Annotated in this window: 23 protein-coding genes; 17 read left to right on the top strand and 6 right to left on the bottom strand. The window is 39.3% G+C overall.

Features of this window, described 5'->3' with window-relative positions; genetic code table 11:
* The first annotated feature begins 129 nt into the window (after window positions 1–129).
* The 7 genes from priA (at window position 130) to rraA (ending at window position 8,154) form a co-directional block, all read left to right on the top strand.
* Entirely contained in the window at window positions 130–2,331 is a 2,202-nt protein-coding gene (gene priA / locus ABN256_RS14115) for a primosomal protein N' (protein ID WP_196554602.1), read from the top strand.
* A gap of 305 nt (window positions 2,332–2,636) precedes the next feature.
* Window positions 2,637–3,668 carry a DNA-binding transcriptional regulator CytR gene (gene cytR, locus ABN256_RS14110; protein ID WP_072070625.1) on the top strand — a complete coding sequence of 344 codons (1,032 nt, stop codon included), beginning with the start codon at window positions 2,637–2,639 and terminating at the stop codon, window positions 3,666–3,668.
* Between the two features lie 70 nt (window positions 3,669–3,738).
* A complete protein-coding gene (locus ABN256_RS14105) occupies window positions 3,739–4,536 on the top strand; it encodes an SPOR domain-containing protein (RefSeq protein ID WP_349439613.1) in 798 nt (265 codons plus the stop codon).
* A gap of 112 nt (window positions 4,537–4,648) precedes the next feature.
* A complete protein-coding gene (gene hslV / locus ABN256_RS14100) occupies window positions 4,649–5,179 on the top strand; it encodes an ATP-dependent protease subunit HslV (RefSeq protein ID WP_006534149.1) in 531 nt (176 codons plus the stop codon).
* Window positions 5,180–5,191: 12 nt separating this feature from the next.
* Window positions 5,192–6,526 carry an ATP-dependent protease ATPase subunit HslU gene (gene hslU, locus ABN256_RS14095; RefSeq protein ID WP_072070627.1) on the top strand — a complete coding sequence of 445 codons (1,335 nt, stop codon included), beginning with the start codon at window positions 5,192–5,194 and terminating at the stop codon, window positions 6,524–6,526.
* Between the two features lie 97 nt (window positions 6,527–6,623).
* Entirely contained in the window at window positions 6,624–7,541 is a 918-nt protein-coding gene (locus ABN256_RS14090) for a 1,4-dihydroxy-2-naphthoate polyprenyltransferase (protein ID WP_072070628.1), read from the top strand.
* Between the two features lie 109 nt (window positions 7,542–7,650).
* Window positions 7,651–8,154, top strand: a complete 504-nt coding sequence (rraA, locus tag ABN256_RS14085; RefSeq protein WP_072070629.1) for a ribonuclease E activity regulator RraA — start codon at window positions 7,651–7,653, stop codon at window positions 8,152–8,154.
* A 92-nt stretch (window positions 8,155–8,246) separates the two neighbouring features.
* Here the strand turns inward: rraA and zapB are convergent, their stop codons facing one another.
* Window positions 8,247–8,489 carry a cell division protein ZapB gene (gene zapB, locus ABN256_RS14080; protein WP_196554604.1) on the bottom strand — a complete coding sequence of 81 codons (243 nt, stop codon included), beginning with the start codon at window positions 8,487–8,489 and terminating at the stop codon, window positions 8,247–8,249.
* 294 nt (window positions 8,490–8,783) lie between these two features.
* Between zapB and ABN256_RS14075 the strand changes: the two genes are divergently transcribed.
* Window positions 8,784–9,599, top strand: coding sequence for an MIP/aquaporin family protein (locus ABN256_RS14075; protein ID WP_072070631.1), 816 nt, complete (start codon window positions 8,784–8,786; stop codon window positions 9,597–9,599).
* Between the two features lie 42 nt (window positions 9,600–9,641).
* Window positions 9,642–11,171: a glycerol kinase GlpK gene (gene glpK, locus ABN256_RS14070; protein ID WP_115351274.1), complete on the top strand. Its 1,530-nt coding sequence runs from the start codon at window positions 9,642–9,644 to the stop codon at window positions 11,169–11,171.
* A gap of 99 nt (window positions 11,172–11,270) precedes the next feature.
* On the opposite strand, the gene emrD is transcribed toward glpK, so the two are convergent.
* Window positions 11,271–12,455 (bottom strand): multidrug efflux MFS transporter EmrD, encoded by a 1,185-nt coding sequence (gene emrD, locus ABN256_RS14065; RefSeq protein ID WP_072070633.1) that lies wholly within the window; start codon window positions 12,453–12,455, stop codon window positions 11,271–11,273.
* 337 nt (window positions 12,456–12,792) lie between these two features.
* On the opposite strand from emrD, the gene fpr reads away from it, so the two are divergent.
* Window positions 12,793–13,539: a ferredoxin--NADP(+) reductase gene (fpr, locus tag ABN256_RS14060; protein WP_349439611.1), complete on the top strand. Its 747-nt coding sequence runs from the start codon at window positions 12,793–12,795 to the stop codon at window positions 13,537–13,539.
* Between the two features lie 69 nt (window positions 13,540–13,608).
* Here fpr and ABN256_RS14055 read toward each other — a convergent pair whose 3' ends face one another.
* Complete coding sequence (locus ABN256_RS14055; protein WP_196554606.1) at window positions 13,609–14,040, bottom strand: DUF805 domain-containing protein; 432 nt, start codon at window positions 14,038–14,040, stop codon at window positions 13,609–13,611.
* A 97-nt stretch (window positions 14,041–14,137) separates the two neighbouring features.
* Here ABN256_RS14055 and ABN256_RS14050 point away from each other — a divergent pair, with 97 nt between their 5' ends.
* Together ABN256_RS14050 and tpiA are read left to right on the top strand one after the other, a co-directional pair.
* The gene (locus ABN256_RS14050) at window positions 14,138–14,773 is read left to right on the top strand and encodes a DUF1454 family protein (protein WP_196554607.1); all 636 of its coding nucleotides are present in this window, start codon (window positions 14,138–14,140) and stop codon (window positions 14,771–14,773) included.
* A gap of 106 nt (window positions 14,774–14,879) precedes the next feature.
* The gene (gene tpiA / locus ABN256_RS14045) at window positions 14,880–15,650 is read left to right on the top strand and encodes a triose-phosphate isomerase (RefSeq protein WP_069366847.1); all 771 of its coding nucleotides are present in this window, start codon (window positions 14,880–14,882) and stop codon (window positions 15,648–15,650) included.
* Window positions 15,651–15,755: 105 nt separating this feature from the next.
* On the opposite strand, the gene ABN256_RS14040 is transcribed toward tpiA, so the two are convergent.
* Together ABN256_RS14040 and pfkA are read right to left on the bottom strand one after the other, a co-directional pair.
* The gene (locus ABN256_RS14040; protein ID WP_196554608.1) at window positions 15,756–16,757 is read right to left on the bottom strand and encodes a sulfate ABC transporter substrate-binding protein; all 1,002 of its coding nucleotides are present in this window, start codon (window positions 16,755–16,757) and stop codon (window positions 15,756–15,758) included.
* A gap of 265 nt (window positions 16,758–17,022) precedes the next feature.
* Entirely contained in the window at window positions 17,023–18,000 is a 978-nt protein-coding gene (gene pfkA / locus ABN256_RS14035) for a 6-phosphofructokinase (protein WP_072070638.1), read from the bottom strand.
* 534 nt (window positions 18,001–18,534) lie between these two features.
* Between pfkA and fabG the strand changes: the two genes are divergently transcribed.
* Complete coding sequence (gene fabG, locus ABN256_RS14030; RefSeq protein ID WP_349439610.1) at window positions 18,535–19,290, top strand: 3-oxoacyl-ACP reductase FabG; 756 nt, start codon at window positions 18,535–18,537, stop codon at window positions 19,288–19,290.
* 137 nt (window positions 19,291–19,427) lie between these two features.
* Here fabG and cpxP read toward each other — a convergent pair whose 3' ends face one another.
* Window positions 19,428–19,988, bottom strand: coding sequence for a cell-envelope stress modulator CpxP (gene cpxP, locus ABN256_RS14025; RefSeq protein WP_072070672.1), 561 nt, complete (start codon window positions 19,986–19,988; stop codon window positions 19,428–19,430).
* Window positions 19,989–20,174: 186 nt separating this feature from the next.
* Here cpxP and cpxR point away from each other — a divergent pair, with 186 nt between their 5' ends.
* From cpxR to ABN256_RS14005, 4 genes are all read left to right on the top strand, one after another.
* Window positions 20,175–20,873 (top strand): envelope stress response regulator transcription factor CpxR, encoded by a 699-nt coding sequence (cpxR, locus tag ABN256_RS14020; protein ID WP_109409897.1) that lies wholly within the window; start codon window positions 20,175–20,177, stop codon window positions 20,871–20,873.
* Between the two features lie 12 nt (window positions 20,874–20,885).
* The gene (gene cpxA / locus ABN256_RS14015; protein WP_196554610.1) at window positions 20,886–22,256 is read left to right on the top strand and encodes an envelope stress sensor histidine kinase CpxA; all 1,371 of its coding nucleotides are present in this window, start codon (window positions 20,886–20,888) and stop codon (window positions 22,254–22,256) included.
* 347 nt (window positions 22,257–22,603) lie between these two features.
* Window positions 22,604–23,695, top strand: a complete 1,092-nt coding sequence (locus tag ABN256_RS14010; protein ID WP_349439609.1) for a DegT/DnrJ/EryC1/StrS family aminotransferase — start codon at window positions 22,604–22,606, stop codon at window positions 23,693–23,695.
* Window positions 23,679–24,743, top strand: coding sequence for a glycosyltransferase (locus tag ABN256_RS14005; protein ID WP_349439608.1), 1,065 nt, complete (start codon window positions 23,679–23,681; stop codon window positions 24,741–24,743). The genes ABN256_RS14010 and ABN256_RS14005 overlap by 17 nt, the downstream gene beginning before the upstream one ends.
* Window positions 24,744–24,748: the final 5 nt, after the last annotated feature.

Below are 24,748 nucleotides of genomic sequence, written 5' to 3'. Positions count from 1 at the left end.
GTGTCTGGTAATTTATCTACCAAAGGGGGCGGATCATACAGAATATCCACTAAACGCGCAATGAAATCTGCACACTTTTTGTGATATTCTTAACGCTACCTTTTCGCTAAAACACTCGGAAACCCTGATATGACTATAGTTCAGGTAATTTTACCTGTACCACTGTTCTCCTCCTTTGATTATCTGTTACCAGAAGAGATCAATGCGCCTGTTATTGGCAGTCGGGTGATTGTTCCTTTTGGGAATAAACGCCGTTCTCTTGGCATTGTCAAAGGGCTCAGCACACATAGTGAGTTTCCTATCGAAAAGCTAAAACCTATTGAGGAAATTCTCGACACTGAAACACTCTTCCCGGGTGTACTGTGGGATATGTTAAATTGGGCTTCCGCATATTATCACTACCCTTTAGGAGAAGTATTATTTCATGCCATGCCTATTTTATTACGACAAGGCAAACCAGCTGAATTTACTCCGTTATGGCAATGGTATGCCACAGAAGAGGGAGCTAATCTCGACCTTAACAGTTTAAAAGGGGCGAAAAAACAACAACAAGCCTTAGCAGCACTTCGTCGTACACCTTTATATCGTCACCAGCTTGATGAATTCGATATCACCACGGCAACACTCAATAACCTAAAGAAGAAAGAGTTTGCAGACTTACGCCCAATACAACCGGCCCCCATACATTGGCACAATGATTTTGCAGTGCAAGGCGAACGATTTAAATTAAATACTGAACAAGCTATCGCGGTTGGTGCCATTACGGCTCAAGCTGATCAATTCTCACCTTGGTTATTATTAGGGATCACTGGTTCAGGCAAAACAGAAGTTTATTTAAGTGTATTAGAAAAAATTCTCGCACAAGGTAAGCAAGCCTTAGTTCTAGTACCTGAAATTGGCTTAACACCTCAAACTATTCGTCGTTTTAAAGCACGTTTTAATGCCCCTGTAGATGTTTTACATTCTGGATTAAATGATACAGAACGTTTAGCCGTTTGGTTACGAGCCAAGCGTGGTGATAATGCGATTATTATTGGCACGCGTTCAGCGCTTCTGACTCCTTTTCAACATCTTGGTATTATTATTATCGATGAAGAGCACGACGGCTCTTATAAACAACAAGATGGTTGGCGTTACCATGCTCGTGATTTAGCGGTATTCCGTGCAAAACAAGAAAATATTCCTATTGTGATGGGAACAGCAACGCCATCAATTGAGACCAGTTTTAATGTTGAACAAAAGAAATATCAGCAATTAACACTCACCCAACGAGCAGGCAATGCGAAGCCAGCAACCGAACACTTGATTGACTTAAAAGGACAACCACTTACAACAGGGCTGTCTCCTATTCTTATTAAAGCGATAAAAGAGCATCTGAATGCAGGAAACCAAGCCATGCTCTTTTTAAATCGTCGCGGATTTTCACCCGCATTGTTATGCCATGAATGCGGGTGGATAGCAGAATGTCCTCGCTGTGATCACTATTACACACTACATCAAAAACATGGCATGTTGCGTTGCCATCAATGTGATAGTCAACGACGAATTCCAGCGCAATGCCCACAATGTGGTTCAACTAATTTAATGCCTGTAGGGTTAGGAACAGAGCAACTTGAGCAAGGGATTGGTGAGTTATTTCCTGATACGCCTGTAACACGAATTGATAAGGATACCACCAGCCGTAAAGGGGCCTTAGAGCAACAACTTGAAGATATTTACCAAGGTGGCTCCCGCATTCTTATTGGTACACAAATGCTAGCCAAAGGGCATCATTTTCCGGATGTGACTTTAGTGGCTTTATTGGATGTTGATGGCGCTCTGTTCTCCAGTGATTTTCGCGCGGCCGAACGCTTTGCCCAGCTTTATACACAAGTATCAGGTCGTGCTGGCCGAGCAGGTAAGCAAGGCGCCGTATATTTACAAACTCACCAACCTGATCACCCACTTTTATTAACGCTATTAGAGAAAGGCTATGATGCTTTTACCAAAGAAGCCTTACAAGAGCGACAAGCCACCTTCTTACCACCTTATTCCAGCCATATAATGATCCGTTCAGAAGATCATAATAACCAACGTGCGCCTCAATTTTTACGGCAACTCAAACAGTTTTTTGAACAGCACCCAATGCGAGATCCCCATTTATGGGTTATGGGGCCTGTTCCTGCTATTCAAGCTAAACGTGGAGGGAACTATCGTTGGCAATTATTACTACAACATCCTTCGCGGGGTTATTTACAAAAATTAATGTCTGTCACTTATCCTCAAATTGTGGCTTTACCTGAAAGTAAGAAAGTAAAATGGAATATTGATGTTGACCCAACAGATTGTTGATCGTCTATTTATATCTATTTGAATATATTTTAGCCACATTTATGTTGATAATAAAATTCTGATTAAATACTAGTTACAGTTCAAGACTATTTATCAATTTTGCGAACTAACTCATAAAAACGATTGGTATCACACTTTTTATGCAAACTAGGTAACAGTATCTATTTAAAAAGCGGGTAGAATAACAATTTAGAATATTTCTCGAATTAAAACCGTCGATAAAATCTTTTTTTGAACACCGGCGGTTTTTTTGCAAATAAAAAAGCAATCGTTTAACTAAACCATCCAAAAGGGAGGTATGGGGTTTGCAACAGAATAATAAAGATAATACGCAAGCAACAATGAAAGATGTTGCCCTTGCAGCCGGCGTGTCCACAGCAACTGTGTCACGTACTTTAATGAATCCGGAAAAAGTATCCTCACAAACCCGTCAGAAAGTTGAACAGGCTGTTCTTGACGTGGGCTATTACCCACATAACCTGTCAAAAAATCTTAAGCGCAATGAGTCAAAAACGATCCTTGTGATCGTCCCTAACATCAGTGATCCTTTTTTTACTGATGTTGTGTGTGGCATTGAAGAAACTGCGGCACAACATGGTTATCTCGTTCTTATTGGTGATTGCAAACATCAGCAAAAACACGAAAATGCATTTATTAATCTCATTATCACCAAACAAATTGATGGTATGTTGCTTCTTGGTTCACATATTCCTTTTGATGTTTCCAAAGAAGAGCAAAAAAATTTGCCTCCAATGATTATGGCGAATGAATTTGCGCCTGAGCTCGAATTACCTACTGTTCATATCGATAATCTCACTGCATCTTTTAGAGCAACGCACTATTTACAACAAATGGGGCATAAGCGTATTGCTTGTATTACAGGTCCTGAAGATATGCCTTTATGCCGTTATCGTTTGCAAGGCTATATTCAAGCAATGCGTAGAACAGGTGTACCTTTACGTGAAGATTATATTATTCGTGGTGATTTTACCCATGAAAGCGGTGCAGAAAGTCTGAAAAAGCTAATTTCTTTACCTGAACCACCGACAGCCGTATTTTGCCATAGCGATATTATGGCAATTGGTGTGATGTGGCAGGCTAAAAAATTAGGATTGGAGCTACCAAGAGATCTCTCTGTAATTGGTTTTGATAATCTTGATATCACACGTTATAGCGAACCCGCACTAACTACGATGGAACAACCTCGTTATGAAATTGGACGTCAATCTATGTTGTTATTGCTCGATCAATTACAAGGTAGACCTGTTGCACCTGGTTCTCGTTTATTAGATTGCGAGCTAATTATAAGAGATAGTGTCTGTCAGCTTAAAAGCTAGGCAAAACACACTATGTTAAGTAACATATCGTTCGTGATACCAATTCCTTTAATTATCAGCGAATCGAACTGTGGCACAACGAGACTATGTGGGACGAGGGCAGACATCTGCTCGTCGCAAAAAAACAACGAAAAGTAAAAGTAAAAAGGCTGCTAAAGGGTTGCCTTTAACAACACTTATCACGGCAATCGCAATTGTGGCGCTGTTTATCGGCGGCCTCTATTTTATTACGCATAATAAAAAAGAAGCCGTAGAAACAGAACCAGCAATCACTGGGCAGCATCCAGCGAATAGTTTACCGCCTAAACCGCAAGAGCGTTGGCAGTACATTAAAGAACTGGAAAATCGTCAGGTGGGCACACCTTTATTGCCCGAATCGCCCTCTTCAGGTAGCCAGATTAATCCGAAAGCAACACTTTCACCTGAGCAGCTGCGATTTTTACAACAAATTGAAGCAGATAAACGTCAACCTGCTGTTCAGTTACCCGAAGTCCCTTACAATGGGGAAGTTCCGCGCTCGCAAGTGATAGTAACACCACCAGTAACACCCCAGCCTTCTGTTGTTCAACAACCAACACAGGCTCAACCAGAGCAAGCGCCTGCACCTACTGTTGTTACACCGCCTAAACCTGCTGTTATTGAAGCAAAATTTTTAGTGCAATGTGGCTCATTTAAAAAGACAGAGCAAGCTGAATCAGTAAGAGCAACACTGGCTTTTTCTGGCGTTGAAAGTCGAGTAACAAAAGGCAATGATGGCTGGATACGCGTATTATCAGGCCCTTACAGTAAAGAACAAGCCAATTCAGTAAGTAGACAAGCCGCCGGTGCTGGCGTATCAGGTTGTATTCTTCGCTCTTCTGGGGGTTGAAAAATAAATTTTCTCCCCCACCTATAATTCTAATTCACATTACGGGCAGTGCTGTATTTCAAATATAGCTACTTCCCGTCTCATTTTTATTGATTAAACCAGGGGCTGACTCATGACTACAATCGTAAGTGTTCGCCGTAAGGGCCAAGTTGTAATCGGTGGTGATGGACAGGCGACGATGGGTAATACCGTCATGAAAGGCAATGTTCGCAAAGTACGCCGTCTTTATAACGACAAGGTCATTGCGGGATTTGCTGGCGGCACTGCTGATGCTTTTACTCTTTTTGAACTGTTTGAACGCAAATTAGAACTTCACCAAGGGCATTTAACCAAAGCTGCGGTAGAGCTAGCAAAAGATTGGCGTACAGACAGAATGCTACGCAAATTAGAAGCGCTACTTGCTGTTGCGGATGAAAACACATCCCTTATCATCACGGGTAATGGTGATGTTGTTCAACCAGAAAACGATTTAATTGCTATCGGTTCTGGTGGCCCTTATGCACAAGCAGCGGCAAGAGCTATGCTAGAAAATACTGAACTTTCTGCACGCGAAATCGCTGAAAAAGCGCTGAGTATCGCTGGAGATATCTGTATTTACACTAACCATAATGTCAACTTTGAAGAACTCTCTTCAAAAGAGTAAGGATTTGAGAGCATGTCTGAAATGACTCCTCGCGAAATAGCCAGCGAACTTGATAGATTTATTATTGGTCAAGACAAAGCGAAACGTGCTGTGGCAATTGCCCTACGTAACCGCTGGCGTCGTATGCAGCTCGACGAAGCGCTGCGCCATGAAGTAACACCTAAAAATATTCTGATGATTGGCCCTACTGGTGTGGGTAAAACTGAAATTGCACGTCGTTTAGCAAAATTAGCCAATGCACCTTTCATCAAAGTAGAAGCAACTAAATTTACAGAAGTGGGTTATGTGGGTAAAGAAGTTGATTCTATTATCCGTGACTTAACCGACTCTGCGGTCAAAATGGTGCGTAGCCAAGCGATTGATAAAAATCGTTTCCGTGCTGAGGAAATGGCTGAGGAACGCATTCTTGATGCACTTATTCCACCTGCAAAAAATAACTGGGGTGTCACAGAGCAAGCCTCTGAACCTTCAGCCGCTCGTCAATCTTTCCGTAAAAAATTACGCGAAGGTCAATTAGACGATAAAGAGATTGAAATTGAATTATCTGCAACACCAATGGGTGTTGAAATCATGGCTCCTCCAGGAATGGAAGAGATGACAAATCAATTACAATCTATGTTCCAAAATTTAGCTGGGCAAAAACAAAAAGCGCGTAAGATGAAAATCAAAGATGCGTTTAAGCTGATTGTTGAAGAAGAAGCCGCTAAATTAGTTAATCCTGAAGAGCTTAAACAACAAGCTATTGATGCAGTAGAACAACACGGTATTGTCTTTATTGATGAAGTAGACAAAATCTGTAAGCGTGGCGGTCAAAGTTCTGGCCCTGACGTTTCTCGTGAGGGTGTACAACGTGACCTCTTACCACTGGTTGAAGGTTGTACAGTTTCAACAAAACACGGTATGGTAAAAACAGACCATATCCTGTTTATTGCGTCAGGTGCTTTCCAAGTTTCCAGTCCTTCTGATTTAATTCCTGAGTTGCAAGGACGTCTGCCAATTCGCGTTGAACTTCAAGCGCTGACAGCAGAAGATTTTGAGCGTATTCTTACAGAGCCTAATGCATCGTTAACAAAACAGTATGAAGCTTTAATGGCAACCGAAGGGGTTTCTATTAGCTTTACTGAAGACGGTATTCGCAAAATTGCTGAATCAGCATGGCGTGTAAATGAAACAACCGAAAATATCGGTGCTCGTCGTTTACATACTGTTTTAGAACGCTTAATGGAAGAAATTTCCTACGATGCAAGCGAACGACAAGGCCAATCTATATTGATTGATGCAGAATATGTGAAACAGCATCTGGATGAGCTTGTAGCAGATGAAGATCTGAGTCGATTTATTTTATAATCAACTTGTGCGATCCTTATCAGCAATATTTACGTGGGAGGCTTGCCTCCCATTCTTATTTTTATAATAACAACGAACATGAGTATCGAATTTCAGCATGAGCTCTCTAAATTCCACTAGCCGGACTCAAGCCTGGCTTGAAAGTTTACGACCCAAAACACTGCCTTTAGGGTTAATTGCCATTGTGACCGGTTCCGCATTAGCGTATTGGATGGGGCATTTTGAGCTACCTATTGCACTGCTTGCTATTTTGACAGCGGGTACATTACAAATTCTATCAAACCTTGCTAATGACTACGGTGATGCAGTAAAAGGCACTGATACAGAAGAGCGTTTAGGGCCACTTCGTGGAATGCAAAAAGGCGTAATAACAGCAGCTCAAATGAAAAAAGCGCTGATCCTTAATGTTATTATTTCCTGTATCTGTGGTATTGCACTGATTATTGTCGCCTGTAAAAAGCCAGAAGACGCTATTGGCTTCTTAGTGATGGGATTACTCGCCATTGTCGCAGCCATTACCTATACCGTAGGCCGACGCCCTTATGGCTATATGGGATTAGGTGATATTTCTGTCTTAATATTCTTTGGTTGGTTAAGTGTCATCGGAACTTATTACTTACAATCTAACACCTTCGATATTGTCACCCTACTTCCAGCTACAGCCTGTGGTTTACTGTCTGTCGCCGTTCTAAACATTAATAATATGCGCGATTTAGAAAGTGATATCCAAGCGGGTAAGAATACATTGGCCGTTCGCTTAGGCCCTGCTGGCTCACGAACTTACCATACCTGCGTCATTTTTCTCTCTATTGCTTGCTTAATTATCTTCTCGCTTCTATATATGCACCGCTGGACAGCATGGCTATTCTTACTCGCAACACCAATGCTTTTATTGCATATTAAACGTGTTAATGCCGATCATTCTGGTGAAGCGATGCGCCCTTTACTTGAACATATGGTAAAAGCAGCACTACTCACTAACGTGCTCTTCTCTTTAGGTTTAGTTTTAGAATAATTTAGCCCGATTGTTGATTTGACTCACTGAATTTTCAGTGAGTCTTTTGCCAACCGCCCCTGTTAAGGGATATACTGGCTTTTCCTGTGGCAACCTGACGTAATCTCCTATGAAATATGATACTTCTGAACTCTGTGATATCTATCAAGAAGATATCAATGTCGTAGAACCGCTTTTCTCAAACTTTGGTGGTCAAAGTGCCTTTAGTGGGCAAATCATCACCGTAAAATGTTTTGAGGATAATGGCCTGCTTTATGACTTACTTGAAGAAAATGGCAAAGGCCGTATTCTCTTAGTCGATGGCGGTGGCTCTGTACGTAAAGCCTTAATTGATGCTGAACTCGCACAACTTGCCGTTTCTAATGAATGGGAAGGTATTGTGGTTTACGGTGCAGTGCGTCAAGTTGACGCATTATCAGAGCTTGATTTAGGTATTCAAGCCATGGCGGCAATACCCGCAGGTTGCCCGAGTGAAGGTATTGGTGAAAGTGATATCCGCGTCAATTTTGGCGGTGTTACGTTCTTCTCTGGTGATTATCTTTATGCCGATAACACAGGGATCATCTTATCAGAAGAGCCTTTAGGCTTAGATGAAGATTTAATTGAAGAATAATTTTACTTTTATCTGCTTTCTTATGATTTAAGATACAAAAGCCACCGTCTGGTGGCTTTTGTTTTTAGGCTTCAGAGACAAAACAAAGACAATTATTGTACATCTTCCATTTTGCCTAACAGGGCGCGTAAACGCTCTTGCCAGCTTGATTGCTCTTGTTTCAGTTCTTCGTTTTCACGAACAAGCGCTTCTTGCGATCCTTTAGTTGCTTGAACTTCTTGGCTCAGCGCATCATTTTTTTCTTTTAGCTCTTCAATTTCCATCTGTAATAACGTGATGGTATCAATAGCTTGTTGTACTTTTGATTCTAACTTTTCGAAAACTTCAAATGACATACTGTAATCCCCCATATAATCGATACTTCCGATTGTAAGTAGCCTATCAACAACTGTCTAGCATCTTCCGTGGAATTACATTCTTTTTTCAATTTATCAAAAACACTGGTCAGATCACATTACAAATGTCGAACAAGTCACTAATTAAGAGCGTTTTCACTCATTTTCTTGATGAGACACACAAATTTCAATTTCGCTTATTCTCGTTTACGCTCATTAACGATAAATTCACAGTTATCTTTTCAATTCGAAAAGAATACTAACAATAAATAACCCTCTTTCAGGATAGAATATATGAGCCAGACGAAAACCTCTCTTACAGGTCAATGTCTTTCTGAGTTTATCGGAACCGCATTGCTAGTCTTCTTCGGCCTTGGTTGTGTTGCAGCAGCACGTATCGCTGGTGCTCAGCTAGGTCTTTGGGAGATAAGTATTATCTGGGGGCTGGGTGTTGCCTTAGCCGTTTATCTTACCGCGGGCACATCTGGTGCTCACCTGAACCCTGCTGTTACCGTTGCATTTTGGTTGTTTGCCTGCTTTGAGCGCAGAAAAGTTGTTCCTTATATCATTGCACAAATGCTAGGTGGCTTCTTTGCTGCTGCTGTTGTTTACTTTATGTACTACAGCGTTTTTCTCGACTACGAACAAGTTAATGGCATTGTCAGAGGCTCACAAGAAAGTCTCTTCACTGCCGGTGTATTCTCTACTTATCCCGCAGCTCAAATTTCTGTTGCACAAGCCTTTGTTGTCGAAATCATTATCGCCGTTATCTTAGTTGGCTTAATTTTAGCACTTACTGATGACGGTAACGGGGTTCCTAAAGGTCCTCTAGCTCCTCTATTAATCGGTATTTTAATCGCTGTTATTGGTGGTGCATTTGGTCCATTAACCGGATTCGCCCTAAACCCTGCCCGTGACTTTGGTCCGAAACTGGTTGCGTACTTTGCTGGCTGGGGTGATATTGCACTGACTGGTGGACGTGATATTCCTTATTTCTTAGTTCCAATGATTGCTCCATTTATCGGTGGTATCTTGGGTGCATTGGCTTACCGTAAATTAATTGGCCGTCACTTACCTTGCGATACCTGCAAAATTGAAGACGATAAATAATACTTAGAGCAAGATTGTTGATTATCAGAACAGGTTACTAACATGACAACAGAAACAAATACATCAAGCGAAAAAAAATATATTGTTGCACTTGATCAGGGTACAACCAGCTCACGTGCCGTAGTTATCGATCACGATGCAAATATCGTCAGTATCTCACAACGCGAATTCACTCAAATTTATCCTAAGCCAGGCTGGGTTGAACATGATCCAATGGAAATTTGGGCAACACAAAGTGCAACCTTAGTTGAAGTATTAGCAAAAGCAGATATTCCATCTGATCATGTAGCGGGTATTGGTATCACAAACCAACGTGAAACTACCATTGTATGGGATAAAGAAACGGGTAAACCTGTTTATAACGCAATTGTATGGCAATGTCGTCGTACTGCCGATTTCTGTACCCGCTTAAAAGATAAAGAAGGTGTTGAAGAATATATTCGTCAAAATACTGGTTTAATGGTTGACCCCTATTTCTCTGGTACAAAATTAAAATGGATCCTCGACAACGTCGAAGGTGCGCGTGAAAAAGCAGAAAATGGCGAGTTGTTATTCGGTACTGTCGATACTTGGTTAGTTTGGAAAATGACACAAGGTCGTGTTCACGTTACCGATTTCACTAACGCTTCACGTACCATGTTATTTAACATCCACTCTTTAGATTGGGATCAGAAAATCCTCGATTTGCTGGATATTCCTCGCAATATGTTACCAAAAGTGGTGCCATCTTCAGAAGTTTATGGCCAAACCAACATTGGTGGTAAAGGGGGTACTCGTATTCCTATCGCGGGTATGGCAGGTGACCAACAAGCTGCACTTTATGGTCAACTTTGCGTACAAAGTGGTATGGCGAAAAATACCTATGGTACAGGCTGCTTCTTACTGATGAATACAGGTACAGAAGCTGTTCGCTCTAATCATGGTTTGTTAACAACTATCTGCTGTGGCCCTCGTGGCGAAGTGAACTATGCCTTAGAAGGTGCCGTATTCGTTGGTGGTGCATCCATTCAATGGTTACGTGATGAGTTAAAACTCATTGATGAAGCAACCGACTCTGAATACTTTGCAACTAAAGTTAACGACACTAATGGTGTCTATGTTGTTCCTGCCTTTACTGGCTTAGGCGCACCATATTGGGATCCGTATGCCCGCGGTGCTATCTTTGGTTTAACCCGTGGTGCTAACCGTAATCATATTATTCGTGCAACCTTAGAATCTATCGCTTACCAAACACGTGATGTTTTAGATGCAATGCAAGCCGATTCCGGTGCACGTTTACAATCATTGCGTGTTGATGGTGGTGCGGTTGCCAATAACTTCTTGATGCAATTCCAGTCCGATATTTTAGGCACTCGTGTTGAACGTCCTGTTGTCCGTGAAAGTACAGCATTAGGTGCGGCATTCCTTGCGGGTCTTGCTATTGGTTTCTGGAATGATTTAGAAGAAGTTAAAAATAAAGCGGCGATTGATAAAGAATTCCGCCCTGGTATTGAAACCACTGAACGTAACTATCGTTACAATGGTTGGAAAAAAGCCGTTGCCCGAGCACAAGAATGGGAAGATCGCGGTTAATAATTTAAAAGTTGAGAGAGAAGTAGCCTAGGCTACAAAACCAAAATGCCGAGAAATTCTATTCTCGGCATTTTTTATTTAATTTACTACGCTAATGATCTAAATAGTATGTTCTTCATGGCTAAAACGGTGAGCCAAAGGAAGCCAACAAAGCATAATAGCCACTGACATAGCAAACATAATCATACCTAAGCTAAATTGATTGTGTTGTGGTAATAAGGCTGAAAACCATGTTGCAACACCTGATCCCACATTTTGTAATCCACCCACCAGAGCACCCGCAGAGCCTGCTAAATACGGAAATGGCTCCATTGCACCCGTTGTTGCTAATGGAAATAACATACCAGCACCAAAGAAAAATAGTGCGGCAGGTACCAGAAGAGTCCAAATATTAATGATATTTAGCCAACCGGGGAGCCACATTAAAATACCGGCTGATAAACAACAAAAAACAGAGTGCCACATCAATTGCACAAAGGTTTTACCTTCACGACCAGCATACCAAGCCCCAAAGAATGCGGCAGGGATCGGTAAAATAAATAATATACTGATAGTAATACTATTTAAGCCTAATACTCCGCCCATTAAGACACCGCTTGATGCCTCAAAAACCGCAATACCTGATAATGCACAAATTAGCATAATCAAAAATGCACTGAAGGTACTATTGGAAAGTAGCAAGTAAAATGAGGACAGCATTTTACGTTTCTCAACTTGTACTGGGCGAGTTTCGGGCATCCAACGATACATACAAAAAAGAACACTACTTCCCAATAATAATAAGAAGATATAACACGCATGCCAGCCAAAGAAGTGAGCGACAACACCACCAATCATCGGCGCTAATAATGGGCTAACTAAAACCCCCATGTTTAACAAACTATTGGCGTAACGTAATGCCGTACCTGTATATAAATCACGAGGTTGAGTACGTGTCATGACACCGGCCACACCTGTTCCCATCCCTTGTAAGGTACTTGCAATAACCAGCGTGGTTAAATTTTGTGAGAAAATCGCTACCAGTGTTGATAAACAAAAAATCGTCATTCCGACTAAAATAACAGGGCGACGCCCTACTTTATCGGAGATAGGCCCATAAATGAGCTGTGAAAAACCATAAGAAAAAAGATAAGCACCCATTACTTGCTGTACAGCACCTGTCGGTTCACCAAAATAAACCGCCATATCCGCAATCACTGGAACATAGATGGTTTGCGTCATTTGACCCACAGCAACCAGTGCAATTATCAATAATAATAGATTTGCATGCTCTAACTTTCTCATTTCTTTTCTTTGCTCAGGAATTTCAAATAAATAAATTAACGGACAGGCGTACACTACAGAGAATTTATAAAAATAAACTCTGCAAAATATACACCTTTTAAGAATGAGACTAAGTTAACAAATTTGTAGAAATTTGCGAGATAGTCAGCAATTTTTGTACACCGCCTAATGTCAGAGAAAAACACCATAATTGTCAATATAAATGTACATATTGTGTCATTCATTGACAAAATTTCAGATAAATAACATCACCACATCATCTTGATAAATAAAAAATCGCTTCCTATTTAGAATGAATAAGCGACATAAACGCGTTTATCGTAAGGAGATAACCTCTATGGCAAATTGGGTGAATGGAAAAGTTATCCAAGTTAATCGCTGGACTGACACGTTAATAAGTCTTGTTGTAAATGCCCCAGTTGATAAATTTACAGCGGGGCAATTTGCAAAATTAGCATTAGATATTGATGGCGAACGAGTGCAACGTGCCTATTCTTATGTGAATGCGCCGAATGATCCTAACTTAGAATTTTATCTGGTAACTGTACCCGAAGGAAAATTAAGCCCTAAATTAAGTGCTCTAGAAATAGGGGATGAATTACTTGTCACAGAACAAGCTAGTGGCTTTTTTGTATTAGAAGAAGTTCCTAGCACCAATACACTTTGGATGCTTTCTACAGGAACAGCCATAGGGCCTTTTTTATCAATTTTACAATTAGGCCAAGATCTGGATAGATTTGAAAATATCGTTCTTGTTCATGCAGTTCGATATGCTAATGACTTAAGTTATCTCCCTTTAATGGAAAAACTCGTTGAGCGTTACCAAGGGAAATTACGTATTCAAACTATTGTTAGCCGTGAGAATCATATTGGCTCATTAACAGGTCGTATCCCTGCATTAATTGAAAGTGGTGCCTTAGAAAAAACGGTAGGCTTAACCATTTCTCCAGAAGAGAGCCATATTATGTTATGTGGCAACCCACAAATGGTAAGAGATACCCAACAACTATTAAAAGAACAACGAGAAATGCGTAAACACTTACGACGTAAACCGGGGCATATCACCAGTGAACAATATTGGTAATATGAACAGAAGAATAAATAAGGGCAATTTTCTCTTTTGCCCTTATCTGATTTATTTTAATAAAAAGGATTAACGCCAGCGACGGTAATTCACTTGCTCTGTGTGTTTACCAAAGTAGTTTTCACTTTGATTGCCAATAAATACACCACAATCAAGCAACATAATCATCCCAATAAAGGAAGGAAGAAAACGCCCCATCGCCCATTGCCAAAAAGGTTCTAAACTGCTTGTATCAGCCAGTCCCAGCATCACGGCAAGTAAAAGCAATAAAAGCCATATTCCTCTTTTATTTCTATCATGGAGTCTTTTAGTAAAAATCGCACACAAAGGATACAGAATAAAGAAGATCAATATCCACGTTACAATGGCAGGTAATGGATAAATCATATCATTGATAATAAAAAGGCCTAAAAAAAGAGCAAAACAAGCACCTAAACCTGCCCAGAAATCACGGCGTCCAATTCGCCCTTTGAATGAAAATGCCCAATGTTGTAAGGTCATAAATTCTCAATAATTTACTTAATGTGTGAATTACACTGTCCATTTAGTATCAAATAATACAGACTAGTCAATAACAGCACTGACAAACGGAGGACAGATGATAAAAGAAAGTACACTTTCTACGTTATACCTGATAATCATAAGCATTGCTCTTTGTTTGCCAACTACTGTTTTTGCAACAGGGATATCTGTCGCACAAAAGCAGCCCACTAAAGACGATATCGCCTATCTTAAACAGGATGCACCCGTTTTTGAGATAACGATCCCGGAGCTACGAGCAAAATTCAACCAACAAAATCCATTGCTCTCGCTTAATGAATATAAAATTATCACTAATCACGATATTGCCATTCCGCTTGTCAGAGCCGCAACTCGTATTACACCTTATCTTTACTCTTCAGCAATATTAGAACGTGGTAGTGAAAAAATTAAAAGCCTACAACTGACGCTTATCCACACACCAGACTCACCTGAATTAGAAAAAATGAACCGTGAGTTCACCACACAATATATTATGACTTTGATCGCTCAATTTGACCCTTCAATAACGCCTACACAAATTCAAGAAGTTCTCGATTTATTTGCATTTAAAAACAAAACTCCGGCTTATGTAAGCCATAATGTTGGCGCAATCCGCTATATTATTGCGCATGAAGGTGAACAATTAACAACCTTTGCCATTGAACCGATTAAGCTTTCTTTAAACAGCAAGATCGTTTCAGCTATTCCGTGATAAAAAACAAAGCTATTCTATTCATTGTTCTCTATACTGTTGTGTATCAACAGAATTCATGTTTATTAGCAAACTAAATTTAAACCACTCGGTTGGAGGAAAAGTTATGCGCCATCCATTAGTCATGGGTAACTGGAAACTCAACGGCAGCATTCATATGGTTCATGAATTAATTGCTGCACTACGTAAAGAAGTTAGCGGTGTTGCAGGTTGTGATGTTGCTATCGCACCACCCGCAGTTTACCTATGCCAAGCACGCCATGAGATTGGTGGAAGCCGTATTGCATTAGGTGCTCAAGATACAGGTGTTAACTTATCGGGCGCTTTTACTGGTGAAACTTCAGCAGAAATGCTGAAAAACGTTGATGTTAAATACGTTATCATTGGTCACTCTGAGCGTCGTACTTATCATAAAGAATCTGACGAGTTTATCGCTCAAAAATTCGGCGTGTTAAAAGAGCTAGGTTTAACACCAGTATTATGTATTGGTGAAACCGAAGCAGAAAACGAAGCGGGTAAAACACAAGAAGTCTGTGCTCGCCAAATCGATGCTGTTTTAAATGCTCATGGTGCAGCTGCATTTAAAGATGCGGTTATTGCTTATGAACCAATCTGGGCTATCGGTACCGGTAAATCTGCAACTCCAGCACAAGCGCAAGCTGTTCATAAATTTATTCGTGATCATATCGCGAAGAAAGATGCCGCTATCGCTGAACAAGTTATCATCCAATATGGTGGCTCTGTTAACGATAAAAATGCAGCTGAACTGTTTGGTCAACCAGACATTGATGGCGCATTAGTCGGTGGCGCTTCACTGAAAGCTGATGCATTTGCCGTTATCGTTAAAGCAGCAGCACAAGCGAAAGCGAAAAAATAATTTTTATCTTTCAGGCTTACGCCTTTAATGGATAAAAAATAAAGAAAATCACCTTGCTGAATATAAAACCAGAAGGTGATTTTTTTGTTTTTGCTTTATGACACATCAACGACGACTTATTTCATCAAACACACCACCTGTCGCAAAATGTATTTTCTGTGCTGATTGCCAATCACCAAAAACCTCATCAATCGTAAATAGTTCGAGTTTTGGGAAACTGTTCTGGTATTTCTCAGCAATCACTTTATCTCTAGGGCGATAATAGTTTTTTGCTGCAATCTCTTGTCCCTGTGGTGAGTAAAGATAGTCTAAATACGCTGTGGCAATTTCTCGTGTTCCTCGTTTATCGACAATTTTATCCACTACAGATACCGTAGGCTCTGCAAGAATAGAAACCGAAGGTGTAATAATCTCAAACTTATCGGCACCTAATTCATTAATTGCCAATAATGCCTCGTTTTCCCATGCAATCAATACATCACCAATACCCCGTTCAACAAATGTATTGGTTGCGCCTCGCGCTCCTGAATCTAACACTTCAACTTGCTGATAAAGTGCTTTCACGAATGCTTTTGCTTTTTCGCTATCTTGATGATTAGCTTTTAACCCATATCCCCAAGCGGCAAGATAGTTCCATCTTGCACCACCAGAAGTTTTAGGGTTAGGTGTAATAATGGAAACACCGGGGTTTATCAGTGAATTCCAATCCGTTATCTGCTTAGGATTTCCTTTTCTCACCAGAAAAACAATCGTTGAAGTGTAAGGAGCGGAGTTATCAGGTAGTCGTGTTATCCATTGCTTATCAATACTTCCTCTTTGTGCAATTGCATCAATATCATAGGCAAGAGCTAATGTCACAACATCAGCCTCAATACCATTAATAACCGACGTGGCTTGTTTTCCTGATCCACCATGCGATTGACGAATAGTGACTCTATCTCCCGTTTTCTGTTCCCAATATTGACTAAACGCTTGGTTATACTGTTGATAAAGCTCCCTTGTCGGATCATAAGAAACATTTAATAACTGAATATCTTTAGCCCATAAATTATTAGAAAAAAGTAATGCGACTAAAGTCGTTGATAATAAACCCCATTGTTTAAACATATCTCTCCATCCCCTATCGTTAAATATTTAGCTAGGCTGACAGAAAGTTTTATAACGATGAAATAACAAAAAGCCGATTGATATACACAACAGGAATATAACTATCTATACAAGGGGTGTTAGGCAATGTTGATGGAGAATAAGATTATTAAATGAAATGTTTTCACTCGAGAAACTACTCTGACACGGAGACAACATGTATCAGAGTAGTTCACGAATAAGGATAGTACTCAGAAAGGCTAGGGTATTACGATAACACTATTGATTAATAGAGTTTTTTCGCTGTTTCATACCAATCAGCTTTAAAGACACGTTTCATATTCATAACCGCATCAATAATATCATGGTGAACCAGTTTTTCATTTTGAATACCAACACAACGACCGCCGTAACCTTCTAATAGCAGTTGTACAGAATAAGCACCCATACGTGAGGCTAAAATACGATCGTAAGCAACAGGGGAACCACCACGTTGAATATGACCTAATACTGTTGCACGTGTTTCATGTTTAGTTTCAGCTTCAATAAAACGAGCTAATTCATGCACATCACAAACGTGTTCTGTGATTGCGACGATTGCGTGGCGTTTACCACGCTCAATACCCGCTTTGATTTCCGCCAGCAGCTCATCGCGATTAAACGGTAATTCTGCCTCAGGTAGAACAACAAATTCACATCCACCTGCGATTGCCGCAGATAAAGTTAAGTCGCCACAATAACGGCCCATCACTTCTACGATAGAGATACGTTTGTGAGACGTTGAAGTATCACGTAAACGGTCGATTGCTTCAACTGCCGTTTCTAACGCCGTGAAATAACCAATGGTGTAGTCAGTACCTGCTACATCATTATCGATTGTGCCGGGTAAACCGATACAAGGAAAACCAGCTTCCGTTAATTTTTTCGCACCTAAATAAGAACCATCACCGCCAATAACAACTAAAGCATCAAGCTCATTTTGTTTCATGTTATCGATGGCAACAGCACGCACATTGTCTTCACGGAATTCAGGGAAACGAGCAGAACCAAGGAATGTACCACCACGGTTGATCATATCTGACACGCTAAAACGGTCGAGTTTTTTCATGCGATTTTCATATAGCCCCATATAGCCATCAAAAATCCCATAGACCTCTAAACCTTCACTTAGTGCGGCACGAACAACACCACGGATCGCGGCATTCATTCCGGGTGCATCACCACCACTTGTTAAAACCCCAATTCTTTTGATCCCATTGACCATGATTACCTCTGATTCTTATTCGATGTAATTATTGCAAAATTGTTGGAATAACTTTTTATTTCAATATCGGCTTATCTGGTGTTATTTTCCGATATCGCAAATGCTGAATTGATTCAACAATACCATTGTACGCATATTTTTTACCAGTTCATCATTATCGTACATTTTTTTTCATAAACTTGATGCGCATTAAACTAATCAGACAGTCTGTATAAAGTTTAGACTATCTTATCTCAAATGTGTTTCTCTAATAAGTTAACACTTTTTATACAGACACTTTACTGCCTTTTTGCATTCACCTCAAAAAAACGCTATTTATGCTAAAAAATAGCATCGGCATATTTTGATAAATATTCAGTTTTTCTCTAGTACAGCATTCTATCTGACGTTTATCTCTCTATTTCGTGATGACATTCATTCAACGAAAATAATTATCTAAGGTACATTTGTGACCCACAATAAAGTTCTCTGGGTGATTTACCGCTTTTCAACCTAGACTGATACAGTAGAACTCACACTTACATAGGAGGTTTTATGTTTGATTTAACGGGTAAAATCGCTTTGGTTTCAGGTGGTGCAAAAGGCATTGGTAAAGGTATTGTCATCGCTCTAAAAAATAGTGGAGCTAAGGTGATTATTGCGGATATTGATGATGTTGCTGGCAATAAAACAAAACAAGAATTAAATGTCGGTTTTATGCACCTTGATGTCACTCAGCAATCCGCCTGTGAAAAAGTGGTTGATAATGTCGTAAAAGAGTATGGCAAACTTGATATTCTTTGCTCCAATACTGGCATTTTCCCTCAAGCAACGATTAAAGAGATGACCGAAGCTGATTGGGATAAAATGCATACAGTTAATTTGAAAGGTATGTTTTTTTTAGTGAAAGCAGCACTTCGTGTAATGGAGAAACAAAAACAAGGTCGCGTGATTATCACCTCATCCATTACAGGAGCAATCACAGGCTATCCAGGTTGGAGCCACTACGGCGCAAGTAAAGCAGGACAACTTGGCTTTATGCGTAGCGCAGCATTAGAATATGCTCGTCATGGTATTACCATTAATGCCGTGATGCCTGGAAATATCCTCACTGAAGGCTTACAAGCCCAAGGTGAAGCATATTTAAATCAGATGAAGGCTTCTATCCCAACACATACTTTAGGTGAGCCAGAAGATATCGGCTACGCCGCCGCCTTCTTTGCCTCAAATGAAGCAAAATATATTACAGGCCAGACAATTATCGTCGATGGTGGACAGATTTTACCTGAATCTCCAGAGGCGTTGTTGTAGATTTCGGGCAAAAAAAAGCCCCTCTCCAGAGGGGCTGCAAAAGACAGGGATGGTGTCTATGGCAAGGAAAAAACTTCGTTGTTGCTACTTACTCTCTAACTAGGTACTGCTGCACTACACTCTTACTTACTTCATTACTAATTCTGTTGACCTTGTTGGTCAAAATCTGACATTTGCTGTTGGTAATTCTTTTCCAACTGCGCTTTCTGTTCTGGGGTTAATAACTGATACATCTGATTATGGACTTTCGCCATTTCAACATGGCGCTCAATCGCTTGTTTATCCATATCCTGCATTTGTGCTCTTACTGCAGCTTCATCAAATTGAGGTGCAGTAACTAATTTATGCATATTCTCATGACGTTGACGGTAGTTTCCGTTATATCTGTCTTGATGATGCTGGCGCATTAAATCGCGCATTTGAGTACGTTGTTGCTCAGTTAATGTGATGCCGTTAAACATATGAGATCCGCCATAATTGCGATCCATCATATGTCCACCGTTATTCATCATATGGCCACGTTGTCCGCGGTGACCTCTATAATCACGGTCGCCATGCATACCATAGCCATAACCGCAGTGATAATTACCATTATATTGTTGCTCAGTAGGCGGATTGGTATTTGCGGTTTCTGCTAATACCACCGTCGGAGCTGCTAAAAACATTGATGCTAATGCAACTACTGCTACTTTACGCATTGCTCTTACTCCTAAACTCGGTGATTAATACCGACCTAATTAATGCTACCTAAATATGTGTAATTCTTTGCTATGTGGATTACTATACAGTTGCGGCTGCAAACTAGCGTCAGAGCGTGTAAAAGAACGTAAAGTCATAGATTCGCGCTATTTATTATCGTATTTTTCTCTTGGAGGAATTGACGAATGCATAAAATCTTATTAGTGGATGACGATCGCGAATTAACATCGCTATTGAAAGAACTGCTTGAAATGGAAGGCTTTAATGTTGTAATCGCCTCTGATGGCGAACAAGCACTTAAACTTTTGGATGCTTCTATCGACTTGTTATTACTGGATATTATGATGCCACGTAAAAACGGGATTGAGACACTCAAAGAGTTACGCCAAAATTTCCAGACCCCTGTCATCATGTTAACGGCAAGAGGCAGTGATCTTGACCGAGTACTTGGTTTAGAACTTGGTGCTGATGACTATTTACCAAAACCTTTTAATGATAGAGAACTGGTTGCTCGTATCAGAGCTATTTTACGTCGTTCTAACTGGAGTGAACAAAAACAGACTGATAGCAATACATCTCCAACATTACAGGTTGATAAACTACAACTTAACCCAGGCCGACAAGAAGCGAGTTTTGATGACGAACCGCTAGAGTTAACAGGAACTGAGTTTACTTTGCTTTATCTACTTGCCCAGCATTTGGGACAAGTCGTATCACGCGAACATCTAAGTCAAGAAGTGCTTGGTAAGCGCTTAACGCCTTTTGATAGAGCGATTGATATGCATATTTCCAATTTACGCCGTAAATTACCAGAAAGAACAGATGGACAACCGTGGTTCAAGACTTTACGTGGACGTGGTTATCTGATGGTTTCAATAACTTGATAAATATTCTTTATGATAAATAGTCTGTCAGCGCGTATTTTTGCAATATTCTGGCTGACGCTAGCATTAGTTCTTATGCTAGTTATGATGGTTCCAAAGCTGGACTCGCGCCAGCTTACACCTCTTTTAGAGAGTGAATACCGTCAAGGTGTTATGCTAGAACAACATATCGAAGCGGAATTAGCACAAGATCCCGCGAACGATCTCCTTTGGTGGCGTCGATTAATTCGCGCTATTGATAAATGGGCACCACCTGGTCAGCGTTTAATTATCGTAACCAGTGAAGGACGCATTATCGGCGCTCAACGTAATGAGATGCAGGTTGTCAGAAATTTTATTGGTCAATCTGATAACGCCGATCACCCTAAAAAGAAAAAATATGGCCGTTCTGAGATGTTAGGGCCATTTTCAGTAAGAGATGGTGAAGATCATTACCAGCTTTATCTTGTTCGTCCATCAAGTAGCCCCCAATCTGATTTTATCAACTTATTATTTGATAAACCGTTATTGCTACTCATATTTACCATGCTTATCAGCACACCGTTATTAGTGTGGCTTTCTTGGAGCCTAGCAAAACCAGCAAGACAACTTAAGAATGCGGCTGATGATGTTGCGAAAGGTAATTTACGTCCTCATCCTGAACTAGAAACGGGCCCTCAAGAGTTTTTAGCGGCAGGTACCAGCTTTAATCAGATGATAAGTGCCCTCGAACGCATGGTTGAGGCACAACAACGGTTGATTTCTGATATTTCTCACGAGCTTCGCACACCATTAACACGCTTACAATTAGCGAGTGCATTGTTGCGTCGTCGTAGTGGTGAAAGCAAAGAGCTAGAACGTATCGAAACAGAAACTCAGCGCCTTGATGGTATGATTAATGACTTGCTGGTACTTTCTCGTAATCAACATAAAAATGAGTTATTACGTGAAACGGTAAAAGCCAACGAGCTATGGGATGACATTTTAGATAACGCTAAATTTGAAGCTGAACAAAGTAATAAGACACTGCAAGTCACAACGCCTCCGGGAGCATGGCCTATTTACTGCAATCCATATTCTCTGGCGAGTGCATTTGAAAATATTGTTCGTAATGCCCTGCGTTATTCAAATTCTCGCATTGAAGTTGCCTTTACTGAACAAAATCAAGGTATCACCATTATTGTTGATGATGATGGCCCAGGTGTTAGCCCTGAAGATAGAGAACATATCTTCCGACCGTTTTATCGCACTGACGAAGCAAGAGATCGTGAATCAGGTGGCACAGGCTTAGGATTAGCCATTGTTGAAACAGCAGTAAGCCAACATAGAGGCCATGTTAAAGCTGATGACAGCCCATTAGGCGGGCTGAGGGTTGAGATTTGGTTGCCGAGAGCGGGAAAATAAACCTAATTTAATTAAATTACATAAAGAACCACTAGTCATTCAAATCTTATGATTAGTGGTTTTATTTTCATGTTATCTGTAAATATAGTTTTTCATTTCAATAATATCTTACTGAATAACATAATCAGATAACAATCATCTCTAAATATATCACTTATTACACTTTTATAACTTAACCAACAGACTATCTAATAATATTACCCCAGCAATGCATTACCGCATTTCATAAAGCTCTCTTTAAGACTAATATATTTACATTGTGTATAATAACAAAATTATACACATCATGAACTCTGGGTACTTTCCCAGTGCGGTAGCTATATTTTTAGCTTTCAGAGAATCAGTTAATGAATACAATAACAGTCACAAGCCCATTGTTCCCACCATTAGAAACTTTAGAACCTTACTTAAAAGATATATGGGATAAAAAATGGCTAACGAACAATGGGTATTATCACCAATGCCTTGAAAACGCGCTTTGTGAATACTTAGATGTCCCTTATATCAGTTTATACTCGAATGGAACATTAGCCTTAATAGCAGCAATCAATGCATTAGAACTTGAAGGTGAGGTGATAACGACACCATATAGTTTTGTTGCAACAAGTCACGCTCTATTACACAGCAATATCTCTCCTGTCTTTGTTGATATCGAACCAGATACCTATAATATCGATCCCAGTAAAATAGAAGCTGCAATCACAGATAAAACAAGTGCTATTTTACCTGTTCATGTTTATGGTCGCCCATGTAATTATGAAGCAATACAAAAAATTGCAGATAAGTATAATATTCCTGTCATTTATGATGCAGCTCATGCCTTTGGCGTTAAAGAAAATAACCGCTCAATATTAAACAATGGTGATCTATCTATTTTAAGTTTTCACGCAACTAAAACTTACTCCACCATCGAAGGGGGAGCAATTATTTGTCACACCAAAGAAATGAAAGAAAAACTCGATAGATATAAAAACTTTGGTTACACAAATGAAACAGTAATTGATGAGTTAGGCTTCAATGCGAAACTCAATGAAGTACAAGCTGCATTTGGCCTAGCTACATTAAACTATATCGATGAAGCAATAGATAAAAGAAGAAAAGTCTCTGAGTTTTATCATGCTCATTTGAGTAATATACCTGGCATTACTCTACCTAATATACCAGAAAACTTAATGTGGAATTATTCTTACTATCCTATAATAATCGATGAAAATAAATATAGTAAAAAAAGAGATGAGCTTTATCTAAAATTAAAAGATAATAATATAATCAGCCGTCGGTATTTTTATCCATTAATCACTGACTTTAATATTTATAACCAATACAAAGTAGAAACACCAATTGCAAAAAAAATATCTGAAAGTGTTATTTGTCTACCAATTCATCATTTATTAAGTAATGATGATTTAAACAGAATTATAAATGTTATTAAAAGCTAAAAAAATGACAATAAATAAGTTAAAAACACCTCTTCCTGAAAAAGAAATAATTGATAGATGGAGCTCTGAAGAGGTTATCGTTAGTGTAATATGTTGTACGTATAATCAAGAAAAATATATAGAAGACACTATACTTGGTGTGCTTTGCCAAAATACATCTTATAGATATGAATTTATTATACATGATGATTGCTCTACAGATTCAACATCAAATATAATAAAAAAATATGCAAACAACTACCCCACTATAATTAAACACATCATTCCATCTAAAAATATTTATTCACAAGGTTTAAAACCTTCGGTTAATGCTCTATCATTTTCTAATGGGAGTTATATAGCATTATGCGAAGGAGATGATTTTTGGATAGATAATAAAAAACTTGAAAAACAAATAAATATTTTAGAAAAAAACAAAGATATTAACATTTGCTTTAGTTCTGCATATACATTAGAACAAGATGGAAAAATAAATGTAATAGCTAATTATAGTAAAACTTCATTTATTACACCTTTATCAGAAGTTATTAGACAAGGTGGTGCATATATGCCTACTGCATCACTTGTATTTAGACGTAATGTAGCATTAGAATTTAAAAAACATTTTGAGAAAGCACCCGTTGGTGATTATTATTATCAAATATTAGGTAGTATCGACAATGGAGCTCTTTACTTACCAGATATTACATGTGTATATCGAATTAATGCTTTAGGATCATGGTCTCTATCAAAATTAACAATCAACGAAGAAAAATTAAAAAAAGAACTAATTGAACACGAGAAACACCTTACAAAATTAATAACATTAGGTGCAAATAGAGAAGATATAAATTTTGCAATCTCTAGTATATATAGAGTAAGCGCTAATGAATCTTTTGTAGCAAAAAAATGGGAACTTGCTAAGCTTCTTATAGAAAAATCTTGGATGCTTCATAAAAACATTAATCGAAATCAACAAAAATTATTTAAATATAGGAATCATTTAAGAATTTTATATATCAGAGAAAAAATAAAATTAATAACAAAGATAATTATAAATAAACAGTAAAAGGG

This window comes from Proteus sp. fly-1008 (assembly GCF_040140305.1).
Taxonomy (GTDB): Bacteria; Pseudomonadota; Gammaproteobacteria; order Enterobacterales; family Enterobacteriaceae; genus Proteus; species Proteus vulgaris_B.
The sequence above is the reverse complement of the archived record's forward strand: the minus strand, read 5'-3'. Positions and strand labels throughout refer to the sequence as shown.

Bases quoted from the DNA above. Each gene is read 5' to 3' on its own strand.
- ABN256_RS14005 (WP_349439608.1), top strand. From the start codon at position 23,679: ATGTTATTAAAAGCTAAAAAAATGACAATAAATAAGTTAAAAACACCT.
- ABN256_RS14040 (WP_196554608.1), bottom strand. From the start codon at position 16,757: ATGTTTAAACAATGGGGTTTATTATCAACGACTTTAGTCGCATTACTT.
- fpr (WP_349439611.1), top strand. From the start codon at position 12,793: ATGGCAAATTGGGTGAATGGAAAAGTTATCCAAGTTAATCGCTGGACT.
- cpxR (WP_109409897.1), top strand. From the start codon at position 20,175: ATGCATAAAATCTTATTAGTGGATGACGATCGCGAATTAACATCGCTA.
- hslU (WP_072070627.1), top strand. From the start codon at position 5,192: ATGTCTGAAATGACTCCTCGCGAAATAGCCAGCGAACTTGATAGATTT.
- tpiA (WP_069366847.1), top strand. From the start codon at position 14,880: ATGCGCCATCCATTAGTCATGGGTAACTGGAAACTCAACGGCAGCATT.
- cpxP (WP_072070672.1), bottom strand. From the start codon at position 19,988: ATGCGTAAAGTAGCAGTAGTTGCATTAGCATCAATGTTTTTAGCAGCT.
- ABN256_RS14075 (WP_072070631.1), top strand. From the start codon at position 8,784: ATGAGCCAGACGAAAACCTCTCTTACAGGTCAATGTCTTTCTGAGTTT.
- ABN256_RS14055 (WP_196554606.1), bottom strand. From the start codon at position 14,040: ATGACCTTACAACATTGGGCATTTTCATTCAAAGGGCGAATTGGACGC.
- pfkA (WP_072070638.1), bottom strand. From the start codon at position 18,000: ATGGTCAATGGGATCAAAAGAATTGGGGTTTTAACAAGTGGTGGTGAT.
- emrD (WP_072070633.1), bottom strand. From the start codon at position 12,455: ATGAGAAAGTTAGAGCATGCAAATCTATTATTATTGATAATTGCACTG.
- glpK (WP_115351274.1), top strand. From the start codon at position 9,642: ATGACAACAGAAACAAATACATCAAGCGAAAAAAAATATATTGTTGCA.
- ABN256_RS14010 (WP_349439609.1), top strand. From the start codon at position 22,604: ATGAATACAATAACAGTCACAAGCCCATTGTTCCCACCATTAGAAACT.
- priA (WP_196554602.1), top strand. From the start codon at position 130: ATGACTATAGTTCAGGTAATTTTACCTGTACCACTGTTCTCCTCCTTT.
- hslV (WP_006534149.1), top strand. From the start codon at position 4,649: ATGACTACAATCGTAAGTGTTCGCCGTAAGGGCCAAGTTGTAATCGGT.
- fabG (WP_349439610.1), top strand. From the start codon at position 18,535: ATGTTTGATTTAACGGGTAAAATCGCTTTGGTTTCAGGTGGTGCAAAA.
- cpxA (WP_196554610.1), top strand. From the start codon at position 20,886: ATGATAAATAGTCTGTCAGCGCGTATTTTTGCAATATTCTGGCTGACG.
- zapB (WP_196554604.1), bottom strand. From the start codon at position 8,489: ATGTCATTTGAAGTTTTCGAAAAGTTAGAATCAAAAGTACAACAAGCT.
- rraA (WP_072070629.1), top strand. From the start codon at position 7,651: ATGAAATATGATACTTCTGAACTCTGTGATATCTATCAAGAAGATATC.
- ABN256_RS14090 (WP_072070628.1), top strand. From the start codon at position 6,624: ATGAGCTCTCTAAATTCCACTAGCCGGACTCAAGCCTGGCTTGAAAGT.
- ABN256_RS14050 (WP_196554607.1), top strand. From the start codon at position 14,138: ATGATAAAAGAAAGTACACTTTCTACGTTATACCTGATAATCATAAGC.